The sequence below is a fragment of the Gymnodinialimonas ceratoperidinii genome, from assembly GCF_019297855.1.
Taxonomy (GTDB): domain Bacteria; phylum Pseudomonadota; class Alphaproteobacteria; order Rhodobacterales; family Rhodobacteraceae; genus Gymnodinialimonas; species Gymnodinialimonas ceratoperidinii.
Genome location: NZ_CP079194.1, coordinates 1,924,077 through 1,935,932 on the forward strand (window position 1 = coordinate 1,924,077; position 11,856 = coordinate 1,935,932).

11 protein-coding genes are annotated in these 11,856 nt (G+C 63.4%); 6 read left to right on the top strand and 5 right to left on the bottom strand.

Annotation, left to right across the window (positions count from 1 at the left end):
- Positions 1-2: 2 nt before the first annotated feature.
- From KYE46_RS09400 to KYE46_RS09415, 4 genes are all read right to left on the bottom strand, one after another.
- Positions 3-1,664 (bottom strand): TadA family conjugal transfer-associated ATPase, encoded by a 1,662-nt coding sequence (locus KYE46_RS09400; protein WP_219000367.1) that lies wholly within the window; start codon positions 1,662-1,664, stop codon positions 3-5.
- Positions 1,661-2,899, bottom strand: a complete 1,239-nt coding sequence (locus KYE46_RS09405; protein ID WP_219000368.1) for a CpaE/TadZ family protein — start codon at positions 2,897-2,899, stop codon at positions 1,661-1,663. The genes KYE46_RS09400 and KYE46_RS09405 overlap by 4 nt, the downstream gene beginning before the upstream one ends.
- Positions 2,900-2,986: 87 nt before the next feature.
- Positions 2,987-3,220: a Flp family type IVb pilin gene (locus KYE46_RS09410; RefSeq protein WP_219000369.1), complete on the bottom strand. Its 234-nt coding sequence runs from the start codon at positions 3,218-3,220 to the stop codon at positions 2,987-2,989.
- Positions 3,221-3,667: 447 nt separating this feature from the next.
- Complete coding sequence (locus KYE46_RS09415) at positions 3,668-4,648, bottom strand: sterol desaturase family protein (protein WP_219000370.1); 981 nt, start codon at positions 4,646-4,648, stop codon at positions 3,668-3,670.
- 104 nt (positions 4,649-4,752) lie between these two features.
- Here KYE46_RS09415 and KYE46_RS09420 point away from each other — a divergent pair, with 104 nt between their 5' ends.
- Positions 4,753-5,679 (top strand): LysR family transcriptional regulator, encoded by a 927-nt coding sequence (locus KYE46_RS09420; protein WP_219000371.1) that lies wholly within the window; start codon positions 4,753-4,755, stop codon positions 5,677-5,679.
- A gap of 1 nt (position 5,680) precedes the next feature.
- On the opposite strand, the gene KYE46_RS09425 is transcribed toward KYE46_RS09420, so the two are convergent.
- Positions 5,681-6,445, bottom strand: a complete 765-nt coding sequence (locus KYE46_RS09425) for a DeoR/GlpR family DNA-binding transcription regulator (RefSeq protein WP_219000372.1) — start codon at positions 6,443-6,445, stop codon at positions 5,681-5,683.
- Between the two features lie 202 nt (positions 6,446-6,647).
- Here KYE46_RS09425 and KYE46_RS09430 point away from each other — a divergent pair, with 202 nt between their 5' ends.
- The 5 genes from KYE46_RS09430 to ugpC all read left to right on the top strand — a co-directional run bounded on the left by KYE46_RS09430 (position 6,648) and on the right by ugpC (position 11,659).
- A complete protein-coding gene (locus KYE46_RS09430) occupies positions 6,648-7,019 on the top strand; it encodes a methylglyoxal synthase (RefSeq protein ID WP_219000373.1) in 372 nt (123 codons plus the stop codon).
- Between the two features lie 373 nt (positions 7,020-7,392).
- Positions 7,393-8,691 carry an extracellular solute-binding protein gene (locus KYE46_RS09435; RefSeq protein ID WP_219000374.1) on the top strand — a complete coding sequence of 433 codons (1,299 nt, stop codon included), beginning with the start codon at positions 7,393-7,395 and terminating at the stop codon, positions 8,689-8,691.
- A gap of 104 nt (positions 8,692-8,795) precedes the next feature.
- Positions 8,796-9,677: an ABC transporter permease subunit gene (locus tag KYE46_RS09440; protein WP_219000375.1), complete on the top strand. Its 882-nt coding sequence runs from the start codon at positions 8,796-8,798 to the stop codon at positions 9,675-9,677.
- Positions 9,678-9,689: 12 nt separating this feature from the next.
- Entirely contained in the window at positions 9,690-10,595 is a 906-nt protein-coding gene (gene ugpE, locus KYE46_RS09445; RefSeq protein WP_219000376.1) for a sn-glycerol-3-phosphate ABC transporter permease UgpE, read from the top strand.
- Between the two features lie 14 nt (positions 10,596-10,609).
- Complete coding sequence (ugpC, locus tag KYE46_RS09450) at positions 10,610-11,659, top strand: sn-glycerol-3-phosphate ABC transporter ATP-binding protein UgpC (protein WP_219000377.1); 1,050 nt, start codon at positions 10,610-10,612, stop codon at positions 11,657-11,659.
- Positions 11,660-11,856: the final 197 nt, after the last annotated feature.

Below are 11,856 nucleotides of genomic sequence, written 5' to 3' on the forward strand. Positions count from 1 at the left end.
GTTCACCGCGCTCCGAGGATCCGATCGAGATCGTCCCCAAGGCCGTATTCAGCCGCACGGGTCGCAAAGTTCGGGCGATAGCCGGAATGCACGAACTGCCCCTGAACCGCGGCGCGGGTGCTGTCGGGCGACACGTCGAAACGGAAGATTTCCTGCAGCGTGATCGCATCCTCGGCCAGTCCCGCGATCTCCGAGATCGAGGTGATGCGGCGGTGTCCGTCGCGCATCCGGCTGACCTGAACGACAAGGTGCACGGCATCTGCCAGCTGTTTGCGCACGACGCCCGCGCCCGGAGCATAACCGGCGAGCGCCGCCATGCTCTCCACCCGGGTCAGCGCCTCGCGCGGGGAATTGGCGTGGAGCGTCGACATGGAGCCGTCGTGGCCGGTGTTCATCGCTTGCAGGAGGTCCAATACCTCGTCGCCACGGATCTCGCCGATGATGATCCGGTCCGGCCGCATCCGCAGGGCGTTGCGCACCAGCGTGCGGGTCGTGACCTCGCCACTGCCCTCGATCGAGGGGGGACGGGTCTCGAAGCGAACGACGTGAGGCTGTTGCAGACGCAGTTCGGCGGCGTCCTCGATGGTGACGATTCGCTCATCGCGGGGAATGAACTCGGACAGCGCGTTCATCAACGTCGTCTTGCCCGAGCCGGTGCCGCCGGAGATGAGGATATTGAGCCGCAGAAGCGAGGCGAGACCAAGAAAGCCCGCCATCTGCGCAGAGAGCGAGCCGCCCTGCACCAGCGTGTCGAACTTGACGGCGCGGTTGGGGAATTTCCGGATCGTGATGGTGGGACCGTCAATGGCCAGCGGCGGAATGGCGACGTTGACGCGGCTGCCGTCGGGCAGACGGGCGTCGACCATCGGCTGCGCCTCGTCGATCCGGCGGCCCACGTCGGCCACGATACGCGTTGCCACGCCCAGAACATGGGCGTTGTCACGGAACCGCACCGGGGTCAGCGTCAGCTTGCCACCGCGTTCCACGTAAACCTGATCGGGTCCGTTCACCATGATGTCCGAGATCGTGTCATCGGCAAGCAGCGCTTCCAGCGGGCCCAGACCCAACATGTCGGCAAGGATCGTGCCGACCAGATCGGCAATCTCGGTGCCGTTGAGCTGCAGCTTCCGCTCGCTGGACAGGTCCGAGATGGCGGCGCGGATGTTCTCTTCCTGCTCGCGGCGGCTTTGCCCGGCAACCGCGGCGAAATCCATGCGCTTGGACAGCGCCAGGGTGATCTCGTTGGCCATGCGCAGGCGCGACATGGTCTCGTCCATTCCGCCGTTCACCGAGGCGGTCGATGCGGGCTGGTTCTTGTAAGCCGATAGATCGGGGCCGGAGGGCGTGTCGGCTTCCGGGGAGCTTGCGGCGGGCGCGTTGGATTTCGCGAATTTCGGGGTGATCACCTGCGACGCCTCGGACGGGCGGACAGGCGCGGTGAAGTCTCCGGCGCTGTCATCAGCAGCCAGGATGGCGGCGGCCTGGGTCAGGATCTGTCGTTGCAGCGCAAGCGGCCAGGGGTGGCCGCTGTCCTCGACCACGAGCGTGATCGCCGCGTTGGCGCGGTCCGTGGGCGAAAGGCCATGGGCGTCGATGCGCCGGGCGAGGTCTACGACGTGCTCCAGCGCCTCGCGCAGGGAGGGCTGTTCAATATGAAGGGTCATCCTGCCACCCGCTTGAGCAGACCGCGGCGCGGCGCCGATTTTGGCGCGGGCTCAGCCACGGGCTTGGCGAGCTCGGCGCAGAGCGCCTTCACCGTTTTGCCGTAGGGTGCCCGCGGCTGCCGGGCCACCAGAGGCGCACCGGCGCGGTGGGCCCGCAGGATCGCGGCGTCACTGCGCGGCAGGGTGTAGCGCAGCTCCATGCTCAGCGCCTTCGACATGTCCTTCACGGACAGCCCGGCATCCCGGCGCAGCTCGGTCAGGACCGGGATCACGGTCAGCTCCGGCGCGGCCTCTTTCAACGCGTCGAGCATGCGCACCGCCGCGTGGACGCCGGAGTAGCCGCCCGGCACCACCAGAACGAGGCGGTGGAGCGTCTCGAGCAGCGCCGGCTTGCGCAGCAGCAGATCGCGCGGCGCATCAAGCACGGTGGCGTCGAAGTGGTCCGAGAGCGTGGGGATCAACCGCGTCATGCCTTCACAGGCACGGGTATCATCGCCGCCGTGGTGGAGATGGGCGGAATAGATCGAGAGCGTGTCGCTCATCTGGTCCATCGAAGCGTTGAGAAACGTCTCGTCAACCCGGTCGGGCGCCGAGAGCGCTTCCAACATGCCGGGCGTGGGATTGCGGTTCAGGTCACAAGCGATCGAGCCGAAATGCAGATCGCCGTCGATCAGGGCGGTGCGCTTGGCACCCTTTTTCTGCGTGGCGAGCGTATAGGCGAGGTTCTGGGCCAGAACGCTGGCCCCCACGCCGCCGTTGGAGCCGGTCACGCCGATGCGCAGCGCAGGCTCTGCTGCCAGGGCGGCCACGGCCTCGGGGGCGGTCGCGGGGTCGTTGGCGGGCGTCCGGGTCAGCGACTCGACGATATCGGCCGAGCGCACGGGGAAGGGAAAGTAATCAACCGCCCCTGCCGCCACGATGGCGCGGTAGGTAGTGATGTCGTTCTGCTGACCGAAGACCACGACGCGGGCGCCGGTCCGGTGGATTTCGGCAACGCTCTCGCAGGCGGTGGAGAGGGGCAGATTGCCGATCTCCGTCAACAGGATGTGGGAGGCTTTCTCGGCGTCCGCCACGCGGGCCGCGCCGCTGACACCGCCACCGAAGAGGGCGGGCTCGTCACTGCCGATGTTCGCCGCAAGCTCCCGCGCTACCGCAGCACCCTGCTCGGTGCAGACATAAGCGGTGATGGGGCTTTGCAGAGGGGCGACTGCGGCAGGTTTGACGAGCGACGGCATGGGAGCCTCCTGAAGAACGCTGAAAAAGAATGGAGGTGCCCGCGGAACGTCCGGGTACAAGTGTCGTTCCGCGGGACTTTGTAAGACTTACTGCGGGACCACGGTGGTCTCTTCTTCCGTCGTGGTGCTTTCGCCATTTGCGTTCTGCATGGCGGTGGAGACAGTCTGGAAGCCGCTGTTCGTATCCGTGCCGAGGGTAGCTACCGAACCGACGATGACGGCAGCGATCAGAGCGGCGAAGAGGCCGTATTCGATGGCGGTGGCGCCGCTCTCATCCTTGGCGAAAGCGGAGAGGGGCGAGATGTTGAAAAGACGTGTCATTGGGGTAGCTCCATAGGTGGGTGTATGATGGCAGGACCTTGTGGCCGCCGATGTCCCATTGATCGCGGAGCGCGCCTCGGAAACCTATCCGTCAAGGGGGGCAAACCACTACCACCCGACCGAGGGATTAAGCCCGTAAGACCATGGTATGAGATCTATAATTTGATCTAAAATTCAATAGCTTACAGAGCGGCTTTGCGCCTCTCCACAGCAATGACACAATTGAAAATGAAGGGCACAGAATAGCCATTTTTCGGGCCGGATTACTTCGCAATCCGAAGGTGCCGAATGGCCTCATCCGCCAAGGGCGACTCGCCCTTTCAGAGCGCAGCTAGGGAGCCTTGAGCGCGAAGGCTCAGGCTCCCCATTTCGTATCCAAGACTACCGAGGTCAGCGCCAGCAGCAGCCGGACGCCTCGCCGGCCGGCGAAGCGACGGACAGCGCCTCTCAGTTACCCATGATCCGCCTGCGCCGCTCTTTCATCCGCTCGTTCGCGCTGTTGGTCCCATCGTGGAAGGAGCCGAAGAACTTGTCCCAGGGGATCTCGAGCGAGCCGTAGTTACATTCGAAATAGCGGTGGTGCATCTGGTGGTGGAACGTCCCCAGGGCGAGCCGGTTCTTGTCCTTCACCAGAACCCCCTCGAAGCCCGTATGGGTCGTGGCGGCGGTCAGGGCGTAATACTGCAGGTGAAAGAGGATATGGACGGGATGGGCGGCGACGACCCAGTGGATCAGGACCGAGCCCAGAAAGATCACGTGTTCAACCGGGTGCATCGACAGGCCGGACCATGGACCCACGTTGATATTGCGATGATGCAGGGAATGGACGTGCTTGTAGAGGAACGGCACGTGCAGCAGGCGGTGGATCCAGTAGAAATAGAAGCTCTCCCACACCGGGATGGCGAGGAACATTACGACAAACCAGACCGGATGCGCGGCCCAGGTCAGCATTGGCGCGTAGCCGTTGGCCAGCGCCCAGAACATCAGCACCTCGTAGGCGGTCCAGATCGTCACGCCGCTGGCAAGCGTCCAGAACATGTTGTCGCGGATCTGCCCGCCCAACGTGAACTGGCGTCCGTTCTTCATCAGGGGGCGGGGGTCGAAGCGAAGCTTTTTGCCCTGCTTGGTGAAGGTATAGAAATATAGGTGCAGACCGCCGGCCACGATGGTCATCAACAGCAGGTTCCGCAGGTACATCTGCGCGATCCAGCCGAAGGCCAGCGTGCGCGATTCCTCCAACGGCGGCTGGAACCAGTAGAACGAGGCGAAGGCGATGGCGACGATGATCAGTTTCTCGCTGATCAGGAACCACGCGTTCCAGACCCAGGACACCATCTCCCTCGGGCGCGGCGGCCAACTGAACAGGGGCGAGACCTTGATCGGCACGTCCGGTACGTAGTTCCAACCCTTCAATGGTGTGTCGTCCATGCCCCCGGCTCCTCTGCTGCGTGGTCTTGGACAGACTGCCCGAATTCCATTGATCCGAAAAACAGTATATATGTTTCATCAAGCGCTGATTTTCCGGGGTAGGCATGGCGATCACACTCAAGGCAATGACTTACTTCACGACAGCCGTGCGGCTGGGCAACATCGCGCAGGCCGCCGAGACGCTGCACATCGCGCCCTCTGCCGTGGCGACGGCAATCGATCAGGTGGAGGCCGAGTTCGACCTGACGCTGGTCACGCGGCAACGGTCTCGGGGCATCCAGGCCAATGCCAGCGGGCGGCTCGTGGCGCGGAAGCTGGAACGTCTGCTGGAGGACTACCGCACCACCCTCGCCGAGGGCGCGGACCTGAAACATGCGCTGAGCGGCGCGTTGCGGATTGGCTATTACGCGCCCATTGCCCCTGCCTTCCTGCCGCCGATCCTCGCGTCATTTCTGCCGGATGATGCCGACGTGACCCTGCATCTCGAGGAATGCGACAACGACAGTGCTCAAGCGGGGCTGCTGGACGGCACTTACGACGTGATCCTCTTTGTGAGCGAAGGGGCGCGGCCTGCGGTGTCTTTCGATGTGTTGGCCGAAGCGCCCGCCTATTGTCTCGTCCCTGAAGGCCATCGCTTCGCGCGGCAGGATCGGGTCACCATGGCGGAACTGGCGAGAGAGCCGCTGGTCGTGCTCAACCGCCCCGTCGCCGCGGCCTATTACCAACGGCTCTACGAGTCCCATGCCCAGGGCGCGAAGATCGTCGCCTATGCCAGTTCGACTGAGATGGTGCGCAGCCTCGTGGGGGCCGGGCACGGATGCGCGATCCTCAACATGCAACCGCAGACGCGGGTCACCTATAGCGGCGCGGGGGTCGTGGGCGTGCCGATTGCCGATCCGCTGCCGCCGCTCACCCTGTCGATCGGCTATGACAGGACCCGGCCCCGGCGGCTGGTCGCGCATTTTGTCGAGAAGTGTCGGGCGCATTTCGCCGAGGAGGGCGCGCACCGGTGCCTCGTTATCGGTGATTGAGCTAGGGTGCGCTGACGTGCAGCGCCACGCCCCAATCCTCGCACCGCGCCGCGAGGCCTGTGTCGAGAGGCGCGTTTGTGAAGAACCCGTCGATATCGCGTAACGAACAAATTCGAGCAGGAGCTGTCCGGTCGAATTTCGAGGCGTCGGCCACGAGAAACGTCTTGCGCGAACGGGCCACGATGGCTTGGCTCACGCCGACTTCCTGCACGTCGAAATCCAGCACATCGCCATCGAGATCCAGCGCCGAGCAACCGATGACGGCGAAATCCAGCTTGAAGTTGCTGATCGTGTCCACAGCCTGGGGGCCGATCAAGCCACCGTCGGTGCGGCGCAGGGTGCCGCCGGTCACGACGACTTCGATGCCGGGACTTTGCGACAGGATGTTGGCGATGTTGAGGTTGTTGGTCACGACCAGAAGGTTCTCGTGCCGGCGCAGGTGTTCGGCGACCGCTTCGGTGCTGGTGCCGATGTTGAGAAAGACGGAGCAGTCGTTGGGGATCTCTGCCGCGCAGGCGCGCGCGATCCTTTCTTTCGCCTCGGCTTGCAGGCCCCGGCGTTCCTCGTAGGCGAAGTTGTGCGTGCCCGATGCCGGCATCGCGCCGCCGTGGACGCGGTTGAGAAGGCCCGCCTGATCCAGCTCGGTCAGGTCGCGGCGGATGGTCTGCACGGTGACGTTGAAATGCGCGGCGAGGCCGTCGACGGTCACCTTGCCGTCCCGCTCGGTGATCTCCAGTATTTCGGCCTGTCGAAATCCAAGCGGCATGGCGGGCTTCCTGATAGCTGACACGCGTCGGCGCGGCGTGTGGGGTAGGGGCACTTTACCCAGTTGGCGACAGGGGACAAAGCCGTTTATCGCAATGACTTGCCCGGAGAGTGCCGGCTACAGGTAACGGGCTCATGACGCGGGGCGCGTGACGCCGTGCCGTCCGTAGGCTATGGCATCAGGGCGCAACCGGAGAACGCCCATGACGACCATCGCCCTCGTGGCCCATGACCAGAAGAAGGACGCGCTTGTCGCCTGGGCAAAGTCCCACGAGGACGCCTTGGCCGGGCACAAGCTCTACGCCACCGGGACGACTGGCGGGCGCTTGCAGGCGGAGACGAGCCTCGACGTGACACCGCTGAAGTCCGGCCCTCTGGGTGGCGACGCGCAACTGGGCGCGATGATTGCGGAGGGCAAGCTCAAGGTTCTGGTGTTCTTCATCGATCCCTTGTCCGCCATGCCCCACGACGTGGACGTGAAGTCCCTGATCCGTCTGGCGATTCTCTACGACACACTTCTGGCGGTGAACGAAGAGACGGCAACCGCTGTCATGAAGGGACTTCCCGCAACGTAACCCTCGGCACGTGCCGGAGAGGCGCGTGCATCGCGCCGCTGTTTCGCGGGCTTTCGCGCAATGGTTACTGAGCTTTCGCGGAGAAACAGCTATAGTGACGGCACATGGGAGGTGCGGCGTCGATGTCATACGGCTGTCACGTGAAAGCCCTAGGCAGCGCGTGCCAAGGGGGCGGACAAAACGAACCGAAAAACTGGTTCGCAAATGTTTGCACTCTTTCGTTCTGCGTGTAGTCTGACGCTCGCGCGAAGATCCGGGGAGTGCGCTTCTTCGCGCTCCGGCAATGAGATCAACCGCCCCGCCGTCCACGGTCAGGGGAAAGTAACGCGATCAATGCGGCCGCAGACAGGCCGCGTCACGATGGGAGAGACCAATGAAGCTCAAGTATACCGTAGGCGCGAGCCTTGCATTCGGCCTGATGGCTGGCGCCGCTCAGGCGCAGACCGAAATCGAATGGTGGCACGCCATGGGCGGCCAGTTGGGCGAAACGGTCAACCAGATGGCCGAGAACTTCAACGCAAGCCAGGACGAATACGTCATCACCCCGGTCTTCAAGGGTACCTATGAAGAAACGCTGACCTCGGCGATTGCCGCGTTCCGCGCGGGCGAGCAGCCCAATATCGTTCAGGTCTTCGATGCAGGCGCCGCCACGGTGATTGCAGCGCAGGGCGCGACGATCCCGGTCGAGACCCTCATGGCCGACAATGGCTATGAATTCGACCGTGAAGAATTCATCTCGGGCGTGCGCAACTTCTACGCGGATTCCGACGGCATGATGATCGGTATGCCGTTCAACTCCTCCACGCCGGTACTCTACTACAATGCCGACGCGCTGGCCGAAGCCGGTGTCGAGCCGCCGCAGACCTACGAGGACTTCGAAGAGATCGCGCCCGCGCTGCTGGAAGCCGGTTATGCCGGGATGAGCGCGTCGCTTCTGCAGTGGACCATGACCGAGAACTTCTTCTCGCGTCACAACCTGCCCTTCGCCACCAATGACAACGGCTACGGCGGCACCGACGTCGAGCTGCTGGTGAACCATCCTGCCATCGTGGATCACTTCACCTCCCTCGCGGAGTGGGAAGAGGCCGGCTACTACAACTGGTACGGCGCGGGCTGGGGTGACAACCAGAACCCCTTCGAGGCGGGTGAAGTCGCGATGTGGATCGGCTCCTCCGGTTCCTTCGGCGGCATCGCCGACCGTGTGGACTTCAACTTCGGTGCAACCTTCCTGCCGTATTGGGAGAGCGTGACCTCCGAGCCGACACAGACGTTCATCGGCGGCGCGGCCCTCTTCGCCATGTCCGGTCAGAGCGAGGAAGAGAACGCCGCCACGGCTGCCTTCTTCGACTACCTCGCCTCTGCCGAGAACCAGGTCTTCTGGCACGTTGAAACCGGCTATGTTCCGATCACCACGGAAGCCTATGAGCTGGCCGCCGAGCAGGGCCACTACGAGGAATTCCCGGCCGCCGAAGTCGGCATCCAGCAGCTGCAGCTGCCGTCCGGTGAGAATACCCGCGGCTACCGTTTGGGCTTCTACGTCCAGATCCGCGACGTGATGATCCGCGAATATTCCCGCATCATCGCCGGTGAAACCACCGCCGAGGATGCCTTCGCCACGATCGAGGAAGAAGCCAACGAGTTGCTGGCACGGTTCGCCCAGACCCAGGGTTGATCGAACCTCTCGGCTGACACCAGCCCTCACGACTGCACTGGCCGGGCCTCGCGCCCGGCCAGTTGCCAACCAAAAAGACAAAAGACCTAAGGGGGTTACCTTCCGTGAAACGCGCCGCATTCGGGCATATCGGCTTCCCGATCCTGCTCCTGATACCGCAACTCGCGATCATCGCGATCTTCTTCTACTGGCCTGCGGGCTACGCGATCCAATCCTCGTTCTACCTCGAAGATCCCTTCGGTTTCGGTTCCACCTTCGTGGGGCTGGAGAACTACACGCGGCTGACGCGCTCCTCCAACTACATGGAAAGCGCCTGGTTCACGCTGATCTTCACCTCCGTCGTCACCTTCTTCGCGCTCGCCATCGCGCTGCTGCTGGCGGTCAAGGCCGACAAGGTGATCCGGGGCGCCAAGACCTATCGGACGCTTCTGATGTGGGTCTACGCCATCGCGCCGCCCGTCGCCGGGCTGATCGGCGTCATGCTCTTCGATCAGTCACGCGGGAACCTCACGCAACTTTTCGGCATGATGGGGATCGAGTATCGCCTCGGCGTGAATTACTGGGACACCGCCATCGCGATGATCACCGTGTCGATCTGGAAGCAGATCCCGGTGAACTTCATCTTCTTCCTCTCGGGGCTTCAGGCGATCCCGCGCTCGGTGCGCGAGGCGGCAATGATCGACAATCCCTCGGGCACGCGGCGCTTCTGGGACATCACCTTCCCGCTGCTGGCGCCGACAGGCTTCTTCCTGCTGATCATCAACATCACCTACTCGCTGTTCGAGACCTTCGGCATCGTCGACACCATCGTGAAGGGCGAGCCCGGCAACAACCCGATGACACTGGTCTACCGGGTCTTCGTCGACGGCTTCCGCGGCCAGGACCTCGGCGGTTCCTCGGCGCAATCGGTCGTCCTGATGATCCTCGTGCTCATTCTCACCATCGTGCAGTTCCGCTTTCTGGAACGCCGCATCCACTACACGTAAGGGGGCTCGGACATGGCTGATATCTCTGACACCCGAACCACCCCCGCGACAGCGACGCGGCCGGCAAAGCGGTTCCGGTGGGACACCATCGGCGATCACGCGGTGCTGATCGCCGGCGCGCTCTTGATGCTGGTGCCGGTCTACATGGTCTTCGCGACGTCAAGTTGGGACGCGATCACGGTGCATCGCAACGGCATGCAGTTCGGCTTCGGCGATCGCTTCGTGGAGAACTACAACGCCGCGCTTTTCGAATACGGCGGTTTCACCGACAGCGTGAACGGCATGACGATGCTGGCCAATTCGATGATCCTTGGTCTGGGCTTTGCCATCGGCAAGATCGTCGTCGGCATGATGGCCGCCTATGCCATCGTCTACTTCCGCCTGAAGTTCGCGACGCTGGCCTTCTGGATGATCTTCACCACGCTGCTCTTGCCGCTGGAGGTGCGCATCCTGCCGTCCTACGAGGTCATCACCGCGATGAACCTCGGCAACACCTACACCGGCCTGATCGTGCCGCTGATCGCCAGCGCCACGGCGACCTTCTTCTTCCGGCAGTTCTTCCGCTCGGTCCCCGAGGAGTTGATCGAGGCGGCACGGATCGACGGGGCAGGGCCAGTGAAATTCTTCATCGACATCCTCGTGCCCCTGTCGCGAACCATGATCGCGGCGATGTTCATCATCATGTTCGTCTTCGGCTGGAACCAGTATCTCTGGCCCACGCTGATCACCACGGACGAGAGCCTCTTCACCCTCGTGCGTGGCATCCGGCAGATCATCCAGTCCTATGCCGACGGCTCCGAGACGCCCGATTACGGCCAGGCGGCGGCACTGGCGATCATCGCCATGACGCCCCCGGTGCTGATCGTCGTCTTCTTCCAGAATTGGTTCGTCAAGGGCCTCACCGAGTCAGACAAGTAGAGAGAACCATCAAAATGGCACAAGTTACGCTGGACGCCGTCCGCAAGATCTACCCCAACGGCGCCGAGGCGCTGGAGCCCTCCACCTTCACCATCCCCGATGGCGAGCTGACCGTGCTCGTCGGGCCTTCGGGCTGCGGCAAGTCCACGCTCCTGCGCATGGTGGCGGGGCTGGAGGACATCACCGAGGGCGAGCTCTCCATCGGCGAACGCATCGTCAACGACATCGATCCCGCCAACCGCAACATCGCCATGGTGTTCCAGAACTACGCGCTCTACCCGCACATGAGCGTCTCGCAGAACATGGGCTACGGCCTGAAGAACCGGGGCATGGACAAGGCCACGATCGCCGCCAAGGTGCGCGAAGCGGCCGAGATGCTGAACCTCACCGAGTTCCTCGACCGGCGGCCTTCGCAGCTTTCCGGCGGCCAGCGCCAGCGCGTCGCCATGGGCCGCGCCATCGTGCGCGAGCCGGACCTGTTCCTCTTCGACGAGCCGCTATCGAACCTCGATGCCAAGCTGCGCAACCAGATGCGGATCGAGATTCGCGCCCTGCAGCGCCGCCTCGGCACCACCGCAATGTATGTGACCCACGATCAGGTGGAAGCCATGACCATGGCCGACCGGATCATCGTGCTGAACGCGGGCGTGATCGAGCAGATCGGCACGCCGAACGAGATCTACGAGCACCCGGCCTCCACCTTCGTGGCCTCCTTCATGGGCGCGCCGCCGATGAACCTTCTGCGCGGCGAAGCGCGCGGCGGGGCGGTGACGCTGGAAGGCGGGGTGGATGTGCCCCACGCCAACGCCCACGGCCATGACGGTGCGATCACCGTGGGCATTCGTCCCGAAGATACATGGCCTGACCCGAATGGCGATCTCGCCTTTGACGTCGATATCATCGAGGAATTGGGCGCGCAGCGTCTGTTGCACGGGCATGTGGGTGGTCAGGCCTTCTCGGTGGCTGTGCCGAAAGACAAGGAAGCCGCTCTCGGCCCGATGAAGCTGAGCGTGAAGCCCGGCGCGGTGCATCTCTTTGCGGCGCAGACCGGACGCCGCCTCTGACAAGGTGCAAGGTAAAACCTTCGAGAACCTCTGAAAGGGCGGCGCTTCGTGCGCCGCCTTTTTCGTGAGCTTGCCGCACGAATTCCGAGCGTTGCGCGCAAGTTTGTCGACAGTTTTTGCAAGTCGTTCGCAGCTGCCTTGACGTTGTTGCGATTAACTCTCATATTCATTCCAAACCTGCTTTTGGAGACACGCCC

Coding starts and splice junctions, on each gene's coding strand:
- ugpC (WP_219000377.1), top strand. CDS start 10,610: ATGGCACAAGTTACGCTGGACGCCGTCCGCAAGATCTACCCCAACGGC.
- KYE46_RS09405 (WP_219000368.1), bottom strand. CDS start 2,899: ATGCCGTCGCTCGTCAAACCTGCCGCAGTCGCCCCTCTGCAAAGCCCC.
- KYE46_RS09415 (WP_219000370.1), bottom strand. CDS start 4,648: ATGGACGACACACCATTGAAGGGTTGGAACTACGTACCGGACGTGCCG.
- KYE46_RS09430 (WP_219000373.1), top strand. CDS start 6,648: ATGACGACCATCGCCCTCGTGGCCCATGACCAGAAGAAGGACGCGCTT.
- KYE46_RS09420 (WP_219000371.1), top strand. CDS start 4,753: ATGGCGATCACACTCAAGGCAATGACTTACTTCACGACAGCCGTGCGG.
- KYE46_RS09410 (WP_219000369.1), bottom strand. CDS start 3,220: ATGACACGTCTTTTCAACATCTCGCCCCTCTCCGCTTTCGCCAAGGAT.
- KYE46_RS09425 (WP_219000372.1), bottom strand. CDS start 6,445: ATGCCGCTTGGATTTCGACAGGCCGAAATACTGGAGATCACCGAGCGG.
- KYE46_RS09400 (WP_219000367.1), bottom strand. CDS start 1,664: ATGACCCTTCATATTGAACAGCCCTCCCTGCGCGAGGCGCTGGAGCAC.
- ugpE (WP_219000376.1), top strand. CDS start 9,690: ATGGCTGATATCTCTGACACCCGAACCACCCCCGCGACAGCGACGCGG.
- KYE46_RS09435 (WP_219000374.1), top strand. CDS start 7,393: ATGAAGCTCAAGTATACCGTAGGCGCGAGCCTTGCATTCGGCCTGATG.